General features: G+C 70.4%; 11 protein-coding genes and 1 pseudogene. 2 read left to right on the forward strand and 10 right to left on the reverse strand.

Annotated elements, in window-relative coordinates:
- Positions 1-323: 323 nt before the first annotated feature.
- The 7 genes and pseudogenes from ACTMTB_RS28405 to ACTMTB_RS28435 all read right to left on the reverse strand — a co-directional run.
- Positions 324-1376 carry an FAD-dependent oxidoreductase gene (locus ACTMTB_RS28405; RefSeq protein ID WP_441149244.1) on the reverse strand — a complete coding sequence of 351 codons (1053 nt, stop codon included), beginning with the start codon at positions 1374-1376 and terminating at the stop codon, positions 324-326.
- Between the two features lie 440 nt (positions 1377-1816).
- Positions 1817-2767: an alpha/beta fold hydrolase gene (locus tag ACTMTB_RS28410; protein WP_441149245.1), complete on the reverse strand. Its 951-nt coding sequence runs from the start codon at positions 2765-2767 to the stop codon at positions 1817-1819.
- Between the two features lie 2 nt (positions 2768-2769).
- On the reverse strand, positions 2770-3975 hold the full coding sequence (locus ACTMTB_RS28415; RefSeq protein ID WP_441149246.1) for a cytochrome P450: 1206 nt from the start codon (positions 3973-3975) through the stop codon (positions 2770-2772).
- 688 nt (positions 3976-4663) lie between these two features.
- Positions 4664-7828 (reverse strand): AfsR/SARP family transcriptional regulator, encoded by a 3165-nt coding sequence (locus ACTMTB_RS28420; protein ID WP_441149247.1) that lies wholly within the window; start codon positions 7826-7828, stop codon positions 4664-4666.
- Between the two features lie 157 nt (positions 7829-7985).
- Positions 7986-9287, reverse strand: a complete 1302-nt coding sequence (locus ACTMTB_RS28425; RefSeq protein ID WP_441149248.1) for a hypothetical protein — start codon at positions 9285-9287, stop codon at positions 7986-7988.
- A gap of 29 nt (positions 9288-9316) precedes the next feature.
- Positions 9317-10411 (reverse strand): ThiF family adenylyltransferase, encoded by a 1095-nt coding sequence (locus tag ACTMTB_RS28430; RefSeq protein WP_441149249.1) that lies wholly within the window; start codon positions 10409-10411, stop codon positions 9317-9319.
- Between the two features lie 413 nt (positions 10412-10824).
- A pseudogene (locus ACTMTB_RS28435) lies at positions 10825-11139 on the reverse strand (transposase); the annotation flags it as partial.
- On the opposite strand from ACTMTB_RS28435, the gene ACTMTB_RS28440 reads away from it, so the two are divergent.
- Positions 11060-11470 carry an aminoglycoside adenylyltransferase domain-containing protein gene (locus ACTMTB_RS28440; protein ID WP_441149250.1) on the forward strand — a complete coding sequence of 137 codons (411 nt, stop codon included), beginning with the start codon at positions 11060-11062 and terminating at the stop codon, positions 11468-11470. The pseudogene ACTMTB_RS28435 and the gene ACTMTB_RS28440 sit on opposite strands and share 80 nt — an antisense overlap.
- 6 nt (positions 11471-11476) lie before the next feature.
- Here ACTMTB_RS28440 and ACTMTB_RS28445 read toward each other — a convergent pair whose 3' ends face one another.
- From ACTMTB_RS28445 to ACTMTB_RS28455, 3 genes are read right to left on the reverse strand one after another with little or no spacing between them, the layout of a single operon-like run.
- Positions 11477-13282, reverse strand: coding sequence for a choline/carnitine O-acyltransferase (locus ACTMTB_RS28445; RefSeq protein WP_441149251.1), 1806 nt, complete (start codon positions 13280-13282; stop codon positions 11477-11479).
- 22 nt (positions 13283-13304) lie between these two features.
- Complete coding sequence (locus tag ACTMTB_RS28450) at positions 13305-14156, reverse strand: hypothetical protein (protein ID WP_441149252.1); 852 nt, start codon at positions 14154-14156, stop codon at positions 13305-13307.
- A gap of 20 nt (positions 14157-14176) precedes the next feature.
- Positions 14177-15019, reverse strand: coding sequence for a HalD/BesD family halogenase (locus tag ACTMTB_RS28455; protein WP_441149253.1), 843 nt, complete (start codon positions 15017-15019; stop codon positions 14177-14179).
- A gap of 442 nt (positions 15020-15461) precedes the next feature.
- Between ACTMTB_RS28455 and ACTMTB_RS28460 the strand changes: the two genes are divergently transcribed.
- Entirely contained in the window at positions 15462-15773 is a 312-nt protein-coding gene (locus tag ACTMTB_RS28460) for a hypothetical protein (protein ID WP_441149254.1), read from the forward strand.
- Positions 15774-15815: the final 42 nt, after the last annotated feature.

A 15815-nucleotide genomic window follows, 5' to 3' on the forward strand; every position in this document is an offset into this window, starting at 1 on the left:
GCAACATCCCCCACGACTATGACTGGCCGGCGTACGTCACCAAGCTGACGAAGCTCGCTGACCGGTTCGGATAGCCGTCTGGGTCCGTCGACACAGTCGGCGGGGTGAGCATCCGCTCATCGGCCGAGCGTGCGTCGGAGACCGTCGAGTCGAGTGCACCCGAAGTCGGCACCTTAACAAGCAGCGCAAGGCGGAGGTACGGCACCGACCCCGCCATGGTCAGTCGGTAGATAGGTCCAAGCCGAGCAAGTCACCGCCGAGGCGACCCTGCGGCGCCTCGGCGGACGTCGACCCTCACCACAGACAGATCCACCGTCGCCCGGTCAGGCGGGGGCGGGCGCCGCCAGAAGCGCGCGCAGCTCGCGGACCGCTGCCCGCCCGGCCCGGTTCGCGCCGACCGTGCTCGCAGACGGCCCGTAGCCGACCAGGTGGATCCGGGGATCGGCGACCACCCGGGTGCCGTCCACGACGATGCCGCCGCGGGGCCCGCGCAGCCGCAGCGGGGCCAGGTGGTCGAGCGCCGGCCGGAAGCCGGTGCACCAGAGGATGACGTCGACGTGCTGTGCCGTGCCGTCGCGCCACTGGACGCCGTCGGGGACGATCCGGTCGAACATCGGCCGGCGTCGGAGGAGGCCGCGTTCCCGAGCTTCGAGCAACTGCGGTGTCCACGCCAGCTCGGTCGCGCTGGCGATGCTTCCCGGGGGCAGGCCGGCTCGTACGCGTGCCTCCACCTTGGCGACCACCTCGCGTCCGTAGGCCGGCGTGAACGGCCCGTCCCGAAACACCGGCGGGCGGCGGGTGACCCAGGTGGTCGTCGCCGCGACGTCGGCGATCTCGACCAGGAGCTGCACGGCCGAGGTTCCGCCCCCGACGACAACCACCCGCTTCCCGGCGAATTCCGCCGGTCCCCGGTAGTGGGCCGTGTGCAGCTGCCGCCCGTGGAACGTTTCCTGTCCCGGGTAGTACGGCACGAAGGGCCTCGTCCACGTTCCCGTCGCGTTGATCAATGCCCGGGTGGTCCAGGTGCCCTTGTCGGTTTCGACGAGGAGTCCTCCGTCGCCGGCGTTCCGGACGGCCGTGACGGCGACCGGCCGCTGCACGTCGATGCCAAATTCACTCTCGTAGGTCGCGAAGTAGGCCGGCACCGCCTCGGCGGCCGGTTCGTCCGGCAGCGGAGGCGTGAAGTGCATCCCGGGCAGGTCGAAGATGCCGTGCACGGTCGCCATGCGCAGCGTCGGCCACCGGTGCTGCCAGGCCCCGCCGGGCGCCGCGTCGGCGTCCAGGACAGCGGAGTCAAGACCGGAGGAGCGCAGGTGGTACGCACTGGCCAGCCCCGCCTGCCCGGCCCCGACAACCACCACATCCGTATCCGGCATGTGTCGGACAACATCTCGGGCTCGCCCGGGCCTTCCCACGGGCGATCGATCTCACACCGCCCGAAGGTGACCGCCCAACCCGGCCCCTATTGCTGTCACCGCTGGTTGTCGGGCTCTACGCGTCGGCCCACCTTTCTAGTGCGTCGGCACGTCGGTGAAGAACCACCAGTGATCGTTGCCTTCGACGTCGACGCACCGGCCGGCGGTGATCTTCTTACCTGCCTCGTGCAGCAGGGGCGGTTGAGGTGGTACCCGGCCTGGTCTACCGCTACTGGCGCGACAACCTCGCTGCTGGAGAACGCCAGGCTCCGCACGTGCGGCCGCCAGAGCAATCGTAAGGTCCGCACCTCCCTGGAGCCGCGGGCTGACCAGGTACGACAGGACGCGCGCCGGTAGTCCTTCACCATTAGGATCACGGGTCCGGTCGGCCGCGTGGGTGCTTACTGCTGGAGTGATGAGATGACCTCGACGAGGACATCGGGCGCCTCCCAGTTGAGCAGGTGTCCGGCATCGGGCACGGTCACCAGCCGCGCTCCGGGCACGCCGGCGGCGAGCCGGTGTGAGTGGCTCGGGGGCGTCGAGCGGTCCGCCGAGCCCACCACGACAACGGTCGGTACGGTGATCTCGCTCAGCCGGGGGTAACGGTCCTCTCGGCTGAAGGCCCGCACGATCGGAATGAGCGGCTGGTGGCTCTGACGGACGAAGACGTCCCGAAACACGGAGATCATGGCCGGCGACGGCCGGGTGCCGCACTGCGCGGCTCCGAACAGCACACCACCGGCACGAGTGCGGGCGAGCCGCTGCAGAAGACCGGTTTCCAGCAGCGGAATCTGCAGCCGATTCTGCGGTGCCTGGTCGAGGATGCGGCCCGCCCAGGTAGCGAACAGCACCAGGCCGCACAGGCGTCGGGCCAGCTCGGGGTGGTCGAGCACTGCACGGATCGCGATGAACCCGCCCATGGAGTGGCCGACCAGCACGCCGTCACGCACGTCGAAGTGCTCCAGAATGGCGGCGTAGTCCGCCGCCATGAGTTTCGAGCCGGTACCGGCGGAACCGAGCGTCGAGCGCTCGTGGCCGCGCTGGTCGAAGGCGATGACGCGGTGACCGCGGGCGACCAGGTTGTCCCACACCACGTTCCACTCCAGCAGCGAGGCCCCATATCCGTGGGCGAGCACCACCGGCGGGCCGTCCCCGGCCACGATCGCGCGCAGCACCGTTCCGTCCGGACGCGGGACGAGCACCTCCTCGCCCTGCGGCTCGCGAGCAAGCCGGTCATACGGCAAGGGGTCCGGGTTGCGTTCGATCCTGGCGACCGCCGCCCGTGCCGCCCCGATGGTCGCGGCACCGAGCAGCGCGACGGCCGTGCCGCCGACGATCCAGGCGCGGTGCATGCTCAACGCCCCCCGAACCGGAGCGGCAGGCTCTCGGGTCCATGGATGGCGGTGGGCGGGCGCCAGGTGACGGGGCCGGCTATCGACGGCGGCGCCAGTTGACTGCTGAGCGCGATCAGCGACTCGGCCATCTCGACGCGGGCGGTCGGTGCGCCGATGCAGTAGTGCGGTCCACCGCCGAAGGTCAGGTGCGGCACTTGCCGGTGGATGGTGATGTCGAAACGGTCACCGTCGTCGACGGCGAGCGGGTCCCGGCTGGCGGCGTGCGTGCCGAGCAGCAGGAAGGTGCCCGCTGGGACGTGGACACCGTGCACGTCGAGGTCCTCGACGGGGAACCGGAAGATCGTCGGTACCGCCGGCGCCCATCGCATGACCTCCTCCACGGCCTGTGGCGCGAGCTCCGGGCGGTTCGCAAGCAGCCGCCACTGGTCGGGGTGCTCACTGAAGGTCGCCAGCGCCTGACCGAGCTGGTTACGGGTGGTGTCGTGCGCGGCGAACACGAGGGTCAGGGCGAGGTTGCGCAGTTCTTCAGTGCTGAGCCGGTCCCCGCCTTCCTCGGCGGCGATGAGCGCCGACAGGAGGTCGTCCCGCGGCTCGGCGCGGCGCTGCTCGATCAGTGAGTCGACGTACGCACGCAGCCCCACGACGGCCTCCTCCACCCGCGTACGCAGCTGCGGCAGGGTGAAGCTGTAGACCAGTCCGACATCGGTCGACCAGCGGCGGAACAACTCGTAATCGGTCGGTGGGACGCCGAGCAGCGCGCACATCACCCGCACCGGCATCGGGTCGGCGAAATCTGCCATGAACTCGCACTCGCCCCGCTCGGCGATCGCCGCGGTCAGACTCGTCGCGGTGTCACGCATGAACGGCCGCAGGCCCTCGATCATCCGTGGCGAGAACGCCTTGCTGACCAGTCGCCGCAGGCGCAGATGGTCGGCGCCGCGCTGGTGCAGGATCATCGGCACGAACCAGTCGTACAGCGGTCCGTCGGAAATGCCCATCAGCTCCAGGTAGCGCTCGCCGCTCTGCGCCAGCCGCGGGTCGCGGAGCAGTTGGTGCATCTCGGCGTGGCGCAGCACGATGAGTCCCATCGGCGTCATGGCACACCAGTTCGCCTCGCGTGCCGCAGCGACCGCGGGAGAGTCGAACCGAAAGTCCGGCGCGGTGATGTCGAGGAACGGAAGGTCCACGGCGGGGATCGTCGTCATCGTCACTCCTGACCGAATGATCTAGGTACATGAATCGATGCCGTGGTCACGGTAGCCGCACAGTCCCCCTGCGCGACACCCCTTGTAATCAACGTCCCACGATGTGTCACCGTCGTCATGTCGCATGCCGACCAGCGCGACTTAAGGACGCTGACGCCTTCAGATCCGCCGAAGAGGTCACCACGCTAAAGGCCCTGGTCACGGCGCTGCATGTGGGATCCGAGTCTTGAAATAGGGGACGCGCGCCGACGCCACTGCAACAAAATCCAGGGTTACGCGTCGAAGAAACCAAGATCCCCTTGGCCGCCCTCCTAGGGCTGGAGACGACGGTCGGCACCAGCCAGACGGGGAGCTGCGAACCTGACCACTTCGGTCTTCTCCGGGAGGTCACGCCGACCCGCTCATTCGCATCACCCGCAGGTCAAAACGCTGGCCCTGGTCGAGTCCTGGCGAGCACTCGGGGCGCGGTGACCACTTCGACAACCTGCACCTAATCCGCACCCACCTGCAAGGCCGGGCCTACTACCCGTGCCGATCCTGACCGCTGATCAACCCGGGTGCCAGGGGGACGGGCCAAGCGCCGAGCAGTGCCGGCCTGACTCCCAGCGGCCCTCCACACCAACAGCCCCCGGTCGTGACACCCTCGCGGGCGGGGCAGCCTCATCAGGTGCACCGCGCCTCGGCGCCGTCAACTCGGCTGCCTGTTCGGCGGGCCGGACTCCAGCTCGGCGAGCCGGTCGGTGATCTCACGGACCAGGACCGAAGCGCCGATCCGGCCTGCGACCGCGAGTGCGCGCTGCCAGACGCCCCGGGCAGCCTCGATCTGACCGAGCCGCTCATCGGCCCGGGCCAGGTCCATCAGGGCGGCGACCTGCAACGGCGGATTGGCCTTCAGGTGGTCGACGACCGGCTCGATCCGGATCCGCGCCTGCTCCGGCTCGTCGGCCATCAGGCTCAATCGGCCCTGCACGTACCGGGCGTAGGCGAGGTACGAGGCCACCTTCGTCTCCTGGGCCCGCTCCAGCGCGGCAGCGGCATAGCCGGCCGCCTCGGTGAGCCGTCCCTGGCCGGCCAGCATCGCGGCCAGGTCGCTGAGCAGGGTCGTTTCGCCCAACCGGTCGCGATGCTGCCGGACCAGTTCCAGACCCTCCAGGTAGGTCGCCCGCGCCTGGTCCACCTCGCCCTGGTGGGCGTACCAGTTAGCCAGGCCGCGTAGGCCGAGCGCAAGGGGCCGGGTCGCGGCGGCGGCGCGGAGCATCGCGACGCCGCGGGCCAGTGTCGCGCCGGCGGCCGGTTCGCCCTCCTGCAGCTGAAGCGCGCCGAGCCTGGCGAGTTTCATCCCGGTTGCGGTCCGGTCGCCGACCGCCAGGTAGAGCTCGATGGATCGGAGGAGGGCGGCGCGGGCCTGGCCACTGTTTCCCATGGCGTCGTGTACCTGGTGCTCCACCCCGGCGATCTCCGCGCGCAACCAGGGCTCCGCCAATGCTCTGCTGGCCTCGTCGGCGGCTTGGACGTGCCGGAGAGCACCGTGCAGATCGTCTCGGAGCAGGGTGGCGAAGGCGACACACAGTCGCAGCCGGGCTATGCCTTCCAGATGCCCCCGGCGCTCGGCCGCTGCCAGTCCCGTCTCGGTCACTCGGGTCAGTTCGTCGAGGCGAGCGTCCAGGTGGAGGTAGTAGTCGCAGTGCCAGGCCAGCGCCCAGGCGTAGTCCTCCAGCCCGGGCGTGGCGACGGCCTGGTCGATGGTGGCGAGCAACGCGACCCGTTCGGCGCCGAACCAGGCTCCCGGGTCCCGCAGGTGAACGTCCGTGACCGCCGGCGAGCGCGATAGGTCCGCAACGATCCGGGCCTGCGTCTCCTGGCTGAGCTCCACGCGGGCCTGTTCGGTCAGGGTCAGCCAGGCGGCGAAGACACGCCGCAGCAGGCCCACCCCCTCGTCCGGCGATTCCTCCTTCGCGGCGCATTCCCTGGCGAAGGCGCGCACCAGGTCGTGGATCCGGTACCGCGGCTCGCCCAGCTCGTCGGGGCCGTTCACTTCGAACAGGTTGGCCTCGATCAGAGCGGTCGCCGCGGCCGGGGCGGCTGCCTCGTCGTCGAGGAGCACGGCGAGCAGCCACGGCGGGGCGTCGTCGAGGTCCAGCACGGCGAGCCGGCGCAGCATCCGGCGGGCCGGCTCGTCCAGGGCGGCGTACGCCGACTGGAACGCCGCCCGGACGCTGCGGTCGGCGCGGGTGAGGTGGTCGAGCCGGTGCGAGAGCTCGTCGAGCTGGATCGCCGCCTGCCGCAGGGTCAGCAGGTCCCGCACAGCGAGCCGCGCGCCGACGATCCGTACGGCCAGCGGCAGCAGCCCGCAGTGGCGCACGATGGCCGACGCGGAATCGGGTTCGGCGGCGATCCGCTCCGGGCCGACAATGCCGGCGAGCAGCCGCAGCGCCTCGGCTTCCGGCAGCGGGTTCAGCCGCAGCTGGTAGGCGCCGTCGAGGTCGACGAGCGCGCGCCGGCTGGTGACCAGGACGACCGCGTCGATCCCGGGCAGCAGCGGGCGTACCTGCGCGGCGCTCGCCGCGTTGTCCAGCAGTACCAGGCTGGGGCGGTCGGCCACCGCCGCCCGGAAGAGCGCGGCCCGTTCGTCCAGTTCCGCCGGCACGTCGTTGCCCGGCACCCCGAGCGCCCGGAGGAGCCGTCCGAGCACCACGTCCGGGGACAGGGGCTGGTCGTGCCCGCTCAGGTCGACGTACAGCTGCGCGCCCGGGAAAGTCGTGCCGAGCTGGTGTGCGATCCGGACGGCCAGCGACGTCTTGCCCACGCCGGGCAGGCCGCTGATGGCCACCACGGCGACCTTAGGCCGCCCCGGCAACCGACCGAGGACGGCCGCCACCTCCGACTGCCGGCCGACGAAGTCGGTGAGCTCGGCGGGCAGCATCCGGAGTGGCGTGCGCGGCGGTTCGTCCGCGGCCGGCTCACGGGTCGCCGTCCCGGCGCCGTCGGCACCAGCGTCCGCCGTGGTGAGCGCTGGCTGCTGTACGGCGTCGGGTCTCGCGTCCCGGCCGTGCGGCCCGTCGTCCGGGCCCGGCCCGGCGTCGGCCGGGGTTTTGGGGTCGACGTCGGGGCCGGGCTGGATACTGGGATCGTTGCGCAGGATGAGGTCGCGCAGGCGGACGAGTTCCGGCGTCGGGTCGACCCCGAGTTCCTCGACCAGCCGGCGGCGCAGCTGGTCGAAGCGGTCCAGGGCCTCGCCCTGCCGGTTTGCCAGGTACAGTGCGCGCATGAGCCGGCCCACCAGCGGCTCGCGCCACGGGTACGCCTCGACCAGCTCCAGCAGACTGCCGATCACCTCGTCGTAGCGGCCGAGGCCGAGCTCGAGGTCCAGGCATCGCTCGACCACCGTCATCCGGCGCTCGTCGAGGCGTTGGGCTGCCGCCGCCAACGCCGGCGTACGCAGGCCGTCCAGTGCCGGACCCTGCCACAAAGCCAGCGCCTGTCGCAGGCTGGTCACCGCCGCCTCCGGCGCGTCCTGGTCGGCTTGCCGGACCAGCGCCTCGAAGACGTCCAGATCGAGCTGATCGTCGGCGACGCGTAGCAGATATCCGGAGCCCTGGGTGTCGATGACGTCGTCGGTCAGTCCCGCCTCCCGCATCGCCCGCCGCGCGGTGGCGACCCGGTTGCGGACCTGGACCTCGGCGCTCGCCGGGGGGTGGTCGCCCCAGGCGGCGTCCACCAGGCGGGAGACCGGTACGAGCCGGTTGGCTTTCAGCAACAGCGCGGCCAGCATGGCCTGACTGCGTGGGCCTCCCGTCCGCACCGCCCGGCCGGCGACCCGGACCTCGACCGGACCGAGCAGACGGAACCTCACCGCTGGCACGTCCTCGCCCCCCGAGCGCCGATCCGGGCGCCGCGATCCGTGGATGGCGGACGCCGCTTCTCCGATCGACAGTAGGCGAGGGGGCGAAATCGGCAACGCGGTTGGGGGTGCGGCGGCGGTCGGCCGCCCGGTCAGCCCGCCGGACGCGTCAGCCGGTCGGCACCGGCTCGTTGGGCGTGACATCGGGGGAGGTACCGCGTCGCTGGGCATGCCGGCGGTAGAGCGTGACCAGGAAGATCGCCTGCAATGTGCCTTCGACGGCGAGGACGAGGACGCCGTCCACGGCGGCGAGCAGACTCCCGCCCGTCGTACCGGCGACCACCGCCGAGCCGGCCTGGAACGCACCGTGCAGGAGGATCGGGAGGCCGAATCCAACGAAGCTCGCCAGCGCGACTGTGCTGCCGAGCACGACCGCCACCGAGTAGATCCGGACTGCGCGGCGCTCGTGCGGGGGCAGATCCGCGCTCGGGTCGGTGGCCAGGGCCGCGATCCGGCCGGGCAGCAGAGCGTGACCGCACCGGCACAGCAGATACCGGGCGTACGCGAGGCCGTCGTGGAACAGGTTGCGGCAGTGCAGCAGGTCGAGGAGGACGAAGTAGAGGTCGGTACGCATGTAGACGTGCAGTTGCAGAGCCATCGACATGGCGACCACGACCACGAGGGCGGCCAGGAGCCCCCTGACCCGTGGGTGTGGCGCGGCGTACGCGATCAGCAGCAGCGCGCCGCAGACGACGGCGAGGTCCCAGAGCAGACCGCTGAGGTAGACGCGGTACCGGTACCGGCGCGGCACGGACCAAATCGCGGTCACGTCCGTCTCCAGTGCCAAGTGGTGCAGCCGGGTCGCGAACCGGATCCGGGCCGGCGCCCCCAGCGAGCGGGCGGCGACCAGGTGGCTCAGCTCGTGACACGTCACGGAGATCGAGAACAGCACGGTGTTTCCGAGCACGGCCAGGCCGACGTAGTCGGTCCAGAAAAAGTCGCGGTATGACGGCAGCAGATCGGGCCGCCGAACGATGGTGACCAGAGTCGCCGCGATCAGCGCCAGGTAGCCCAGTGTTGCGGCGGGACCGAACAGCCAGCGCACGTGCTGGGCCCGCAGCCGGGGCAGGTGCGGCCGGAGCCGTCCGTGCGGATCGGCGACCGGCCGGCTGTCGACCTCGGCGACGAGGCCCGCCTCGGCGAGCACAGCCACGAGGTCGACGAGGTCGACGTCGATGTCGTGCTCGGCGGCGAGCCGGCGCTCGACCGTGCCGATGGACAGCTGCGCGCCGAGCACCTCGATGGCCCGGGCGCCGATCGCTGGCAGCTCCACGAACGCACCGACCTCCGGCCGTCCGACGACGACGGTGTCGGGGTCGTCGTCGGACGGCCGGATCCGCAGCGGATGGAACCGGACGACGCTCTCCGGCGTCGCCACAGTCTCCACCGCCGCCGGAGCGATCTCCCCCACGGTCGTCTCCTCGTCCTCGGCTCCGGGCCTCAGGTCGCGCCCGCGCAGGAGGGACAGCCAGGGTCGCGCTGCACGTCCACGAAGTACTGGTGGTCCCAGCGAGCGACGTTGTGGTGGAAGACACGTCCGGCGACCTGCTGCGGGAGCCCGCCGAGGTGGTAAAGGACCTCCAGCGCGCACAGGTGCCCGGTGACGTTGGCGCTCGCCGCGATGACGGCGTTGGGCCGGGGCTGACCGATCAGCGACCTTCCGTCGGTGTAGAACTCGTGCTCGTTCTGCCGGCGGCAGAGGCAGGTGTAGCAACCGGTCCGGTACGGTAGGAACGAGCCGATGACGGCCATCGGGCCGGTGTAGAGCGCCATGAACCAGGGAGTACGGGTCCGTAGCGCGGCCTCGTTGGTCCAGCTTTGGATGTGCCGTACGGGCTTGTCGGCGCAGAGCACGAAGGCGTCGCAGCCGGCCATCAGCGGGACGACGTCCTCGGCGGAGCGCACCTGGCACTCCGCGCCGGTCACCTCCACGCGGGAGTTCATCGCCCGCAGCCGGTCGACCGCAACCTTCACCTTCGGCTGGCCGATGTCGCTCTCGGTGTAGAGCAGCTGGCGGGTCAGGTTCGGCTCGTCAACGACGTCGAAGTCGACGCAGTGGAGGCTGCCGACGCCACTGGCGACGAGTCCGGCGGCCACCGCGGTACCGGTGCCGCCGAGGCCGAGCAGCCCGACCCGGGCCCGCCCGATTCGCGCCTGGACCTCGTAGGGCGACTCCCGCGGCGTTGTGTCGATCCAGGAGTAGAAGTGTCGTGCCCGATCGTATCGGGCGGCGTCGTCCGGCGTGAACCCCTCCGGCAGCGGCGCGGCCGCGTCCTCGATGAACCCCTGCTCGATCAGCTGGTCCATCACCTCACGGACGCTCTCCTCGGAGAGTTCCGGGTGGGTGACGGCGAGGTCGGCAACAACCTCAGCCAGCGTCCTGGTGCCGTCGAGCAGCGTCAACAGTCGGGCGACGCTGCCCTCCTCGTCGTCCTGGATTTCGGCGGCGACGCCATATTGCATCAGCCCGACGAGAAGCCGGTTTCCCGGCAGGGTGTACGGCTCGTGGACTTCCTTGACGCGTGGCCGGAGCATGCGCATCCGCTACCTCACAATGCTCGCCGCAGGACGGTGGCTTAAGTAGGGCCGCCGCCACTGTGGCGGCCTGACCAGAAGGCTCGGCCTATCGGGCGCACCCGATGACCGGAAGTACTTCGGTCGCCACCCCCCGCGGTGGTGGCGACCGAAGTTTCCCGGCAGGGTCAGCCGCCGACCGCGTCGCGGACGGCCGTGGTCTCCAGCTTCTCCAGCTTGCGAACCTTCAGGGTGAGCTTCTTCTTGCCGGTCTGCTCGACCTTCGCCTTCTCCATGGTCTGCCTCCTCGGGTCGCATCGCCTTCCGGTCATCCCGGACGGTGAGCTCACCCTGTCGGCCGACGTCACCGTTCGATCACAAGTCGATCATCAATCGTCGATCAGCGGGGTTGTGAACCGCTCTCGAGATCGGTGCTCCCGCGGCAGGTCGACCTCGACCGGGCCGACATCGGTCAGCACGGTCTTGGACCGCACACCGTTGCGGGAGTTCCCGCCGTTCTTACCCGCCGGATCGCCCTTGTCATAGCTGAGGTGATCAGTGATCTCACCCTCAAGCGCCGACTCCAGGACCCGCTTCGTCAGCTGCTGCAACAGACCGCCATCGCCGGTCCACTGCAGACCCGCCACCCGGGCCTGCTCCACCAGCCGGGTGACCAAGTTCGCGTCCACACCCTCCGCCGGCTGTCCCGGCCCGCTCTTCGCCACCGCGGCAGTATCCACGGCCGCCATCGATCCGCCAGACATCAGATGCTGCTCCTTGATAGGAGTTACACCCTTCGTCCCAGTCCCTGACCGTGCGTTGCTGGACACCCGCAGCGTGATCCTGACGTTGGCCCGGATCCGGACCACCCTGGCGACGGGCGGGATCCGGTCCAAGGACGCCGCGACCGGCTTCGTCCTCGACCGCCTGCCAGCCGCGCACCGCTGGGTGCTGGCCGACGACGCCCGGGCGATCTATCGCGGGCTCGCCGCCGAGACCTGGGACGCACTGCGGGACCGGGTCCGCCGCCACGCCGAGCACCAGGTCGCGGAGATCGAGCGGCCGGCGGCGGACCCGTGACCCGGGCTACCGCTCGTCGAGCAGGTCGCGCAGCTCACGCAACGCTTCGCGGAGCCGGTCGGCAAACGCGTACATCATGCCGGCGACCGGGCGCGGGGTGCTGAGGTACAGGTTGAACCGGTCCGGGAGCAGCACGTACGCGATCCCGATGCAGCGACTGCTGGTGGCCCCGAACCCGAAGTAGCGGATGCTGGTCGACGGCGCCGAGCTGGTGCTCAGGTAGTCGTCGCGCATCTTGAGCCACCCCGGCGTCTCGTACAGCCGGGACGGCTCGGGCACGCCGAGCGCCGCCCCACGCCGCTTCTGGATCAGCTGCAGCTTCCACAGGTGCTGCTCCGGTGCCGCACCGGCCTGGCACTGCTTCGCCCGTTCGACATGCTTGTCGGCCGCGGCCCGGAACGCCGCCCGCCGCTCTCCGGGGGACGCGGCGAGATCGTCCATCGTGGACACGAACCGCAGCACCTCGGGACTGACGACGCGCATCGCCTCGGTCCGCCCCCGCAGGTACTGGCGGGTGGCGATGGATTCGTACGTGGCGCCGATGAAGCCCTTGGCCCGCTTGTGCGCGAGCTGGTATGCCATCTGCACGAACGCGTCCGGCGACATCCGCAGCCGCTTGACCTCGTCCACCCCGAACTCGTCGAAGGACAGGGTCACGGTGGCGGTGTCCGCGCCGTACTGGGCGAACGACCGTGCCGCGGCGGCGATGTCGGCCCGCAGCGCGTCGTCGAGCACGAACGTGACCGGATCGATCGCCGGCACCCCCTGCGCCGCCGCACCCGACTGCGCGGCGTGCTCCTCGGGCGACCCGGCAAGCATCGTGTCGACGAAGCTGAGGATGGTGGTGCCGTCGAGCCCGCAGTGCTCGACGTTGATGCCGGCCGTGCCGTCGGCGAACACGATGACCGACACCGCCTTGTCGAACCACCGGTTGCCGCTGTCGCCGTGCAGCAACTGGTCGCAGGCCGCCAGGTCGTCGGCCGGCGTCAGGTCCTCGAGGCACACGCAGAACAGCGCCGTCTCGATGGTGTCCAGCGCCGCGGCGTTACCGGGATCCAGTGCCGCCAGCCGGCCCCTGGCCGCCGCCCACTCGGCCCGGGCCATCGTGGTGAGATGACCGGCCGCGGTGGCCGTCGCGGCTCGCGCGGCACCGGCCTTCTGCACCTCACGCAGGCCGGCCGCCAGGTCGTCGAGGGAGTACGGGCGCCCGTCCGGACCGACCACGTCCATCCGGAACGCGTTGCCGCGCTGGAACACCACGATGTGCCGCGCCGCCGACGGGCCCGGCATCTCGTCGCTGTACGGCGCTCGGACGGTGTCCTGCACCGGCCCGGGGATGCGGGTGGTCGAGAACAGGAACTTGTTCTGCTCCATCGACAACGGCTGCCCGCGCGTCACGATCGGCGGGAGGCGCTCGTCGTCGAGCTGGGTCTTGTAGTTCACGGCGGCGGCGATGAGCCTCGCCGCGCGCTCCACCTGCGGCTCGGCGAGGCCGCGCAACGGCGTGTCGCGGAACAGGAAGAAGAAGTTGGCGTTCAACGCGATCCGGTCCCGGCGACCGAGATAGCGCGCCGGCCAGAACGTGTCCAACCAGCTGTGCGTGGCCGGATCCGCGTTGTACCGCACCAGATCGGCGTGCAGCTTCGGCCCCGGACCGTCCGCCCGCCCGAACTCCTGCACCGCGGCCTCGGTGTCGGCGAACTCTTCCTCCGTCAGCAGCGGCGCAGACCACTCGAGGAACCGGGCGCAGGTGTCCTCCAGCGCGGGCAACGGCACCCGCGGCAGCGTGTCCTCGTTCTCGAACGTGCTCACTCGGTCTCCTGGGATTCGCTACTCATCGGGCGGCCTTCTGGGTCAGTGACTGGTCAACATCAAAGGTCAAGGGGTCGCGAGTGCCGATGGGCCGGGAAACGTAGAGCTGAGCGTACAACCAGCCGTCGCTCTCCAGACCCTCCGGATCAACGCCGGCGGCGGACATCGTCTCCAGCACCTGGCGCTGTTCCCGGTCGGACGCGAAACGGCGCTGCCGGAACGTCCGGTCCACCCGCACCGTGTCGTAACCGAGGGTCGCGAGGCTGTCGGCGATCGGTTCGAACGGGAACATCCGCAGCGCGAAATGCGCCATCCACGGCAGCCGGTCCCGGCGGGAGCCGACCACGCGCACGAGCGTCCGGCCGGTGACGTAGCCGAGGCATCCGGTGGAGATCACGATGTCGGCACCGGCGAACAGGGCGCGCTGCCGCGCCGTGGGTTCACGCGCCTCCAGGTCGGCCTGCACGGCGTCGTCGAGGAACCCGGCCGCCGATGCGTACCCCAGCGCCGGCCGGGACACGTCCAGCCCCACGAACCGGGCCGGGGACCGGTGCGCCCGGACCAGCTCACGATCGCGCTCCAGCAGCGCTTGCCGGGTGCACTCGGCGCCGGCGTAGCGGTCGTACAGGTCGTCCATGGTGGCGTCGCAGCGCAGCAACGCCGCGTTGACGCCGTAGGAGCAGCCGACGTCGACGACGGTCGGGACGGCCACCTGCCGCGATTGGCGGTACTGCCCGATGAATTGCTGAAAATAGGGCTTGGCGAGTTGGGGAATGTAATAGTCAAGCTCACGCAGGGTGGTGAAATAGGCGCGGGGATCGGGTTGCGTGTAGATGCCGTCGAGGGAAACTTTTCCGGTCCGGTCGAAACGCACGGGGCGGCTCCTCGCGATTACTAGTCCAGCAACTGGTCGACTCGCACGGCATTGCGCTCGGCGTCGCGGTGCGCGGGCAGGACCCGGCCGAACAGCTGCCGCGTACGGGCGACGCTGCCCATCACGCCGGGGCGTTCGGAGTAGGCGAAGATCGCTGAGTGCCGGGCGGTGGCGCCGCGCACCGGGCTCACCCGGTGCAGCGCGTACCGGCCCTTGAACAGCTGGAGGTCACCGGGGCGCAGGGTCAGGGCCCGCACCGGCGAGCGGTCGGCGCCGGTGAGCACCGAACGGACCGCGCCGAAGTTCTCCGCGCCCGCCGAACGGATGTTCGGGCAGTACTCGAAGACGCCGCCCTCCTCCGGCTCCTGGGTCAGCATGCTGACGGTGAACTCGTTGGTGTCGAAGTGCCACGGGTGCTCCATGCCGGGCTGCACGACGTTGAGCACCAGGCCGGACAGCGGGTCGGCGAGCTCGTGCAGCTCCGGGAGTTCGAAGCAGGCGGCGACGAAGCGCACGAACGACGGGTCCATGTAGAGCCGGTGGATGACACTGTCGGTGGGAATACGGTCGCGCGGGACGAACGCGTTGCCGCGCTGCATGACGATGCGGCCCGGGTGCTCGGCCGGCAGGTCGTCGTCGAACGCGATGTTGTAGACGTTGGTCTCCTCAACGTCGTAGTACGCCAGCGGGGCGACCCCGGCGCCTTCCCGCCGCAGCGCCTCCCAGCTGCTCGGCAGAATGAACTCCGGCAGCACGCTGCACCCGAGTTCGCGCAGTTCGGCGCGCGTTCGGGAAACGACGCGTTCCCATGCGTCGCTTCCCGGCTCGGCCAGTGGATAGCGCGCGGTGTCCACGATATGCATTTCGACGGATCCCTTCTTCAATGGTGGCGGCATGAAGAAATGCGGAATCTTAACAAGATTCACCGGCGTCTACCCCATGTTGGTTACATTGTTCACAGCGCCGCGGCCGGGGCGCGGCCCGCTGGACCAGCCCAACTACCGGTAGTCCGCCCGGGTGCCGCCCCGGGGCCGGCCGGCGTTCATGGCGCGTCCCGGCATGCGGCCGAGGCGCTACGGGCGGCGTCCGAACAGGACCCGGAACGTCGTGCTGAGCACCGTCTCTCCGGCCCAGGCCGGCTCGCCGGGCAGGAACAGGGGTACCGCAATCGCGACGGGTCGTCGACAGGAGGTCAGGGCACTGGCCGGAGACTCTCATTGGGGATCGAGACCACTGTGGGTGATCACGCCGGGTGCGTGCGCGGCTACGCGAGTGGTGCCCCATCCGCTGGGTCGCCTGACTGGCTTGTGGCTTGACGTCGCCGAGCGGCTGAACGCTGACGTCGGCCGAGTCCTCGACGAGTGGTCGTGCGAGCAGGTGTGGAATCTCGGCATCCATGACAACATTCACCCGGCCGGTGGTTGGCCCGCTGAGCTGGGCTGGTGGACCTATCTGGGCCCGAATCGTCACCTGCCGCCGGCACCGCTGCCCGAGGTCGCGGCCCAGTCGCGCCGGCTCCCGAACGGCGCCCTACTGGTCGAACTTCTCGATGATCCCGCCGCCGTCGACGCGCTCCGCTACCAGGACATCCACGCCCGCTGGCTCCGGGCAGCATGAGCTTCTGGAGCAGGATCCCTTCGCGCCACTGCTTCACGGCAG

It is taken from the genome of Micromonospora sp. L32 (assembly GCF_052068055.1).
Taxonomy (GTDB): domain Bacteria; phylum Actinomycetota; class Actinomycetes; order Mycobacteriales; family Micromonosporaceae; genus Micromonospora; species Micromonospora purpureochromogenes.

Excerpts from the sequence above, each read along its gene's own strand:
- ACTMTB_RS28455 (WP_441149253.1), bottom strand. The coding sequence starts at position 15,019 with ATGCATATCGTGGACACCGCGCGCTATCCACTGGCCGAGCCGGGAAGC.
- ACTMTB_RS28415 (WP_441149246.1), bottom strand. The coding sequence starts at position 3,975 with ATGACGACGATCCCCGCCGTGGACCTTCCGTTCCTCGACATCACCGCG.
- ACTMTB_RS28430 (WP_441149249.1), bottom strand. The coding sequence starts at position 10,411 with ATGCTCCGGCCACGCGTCAAGGAAGTCCACGAGCCGTACACCCTGCCG.
- ACTMTB_RS28410 (WP_441149245.1), bottom strand. The coding sequence starts at position 2,767 with ATGCACCGCGCCTGGATCGTCGGCGGCACGGCCGTCGCGCTGCTCGGT.
- ACTMTB_RS28405 (WP_441149244.1), bottom strand. The coding sequence starts at position 1,376 with ATGCCGGATACGGATGTGGTGGTTGTCGGGGCCGGGCAGGCGGGGCTG.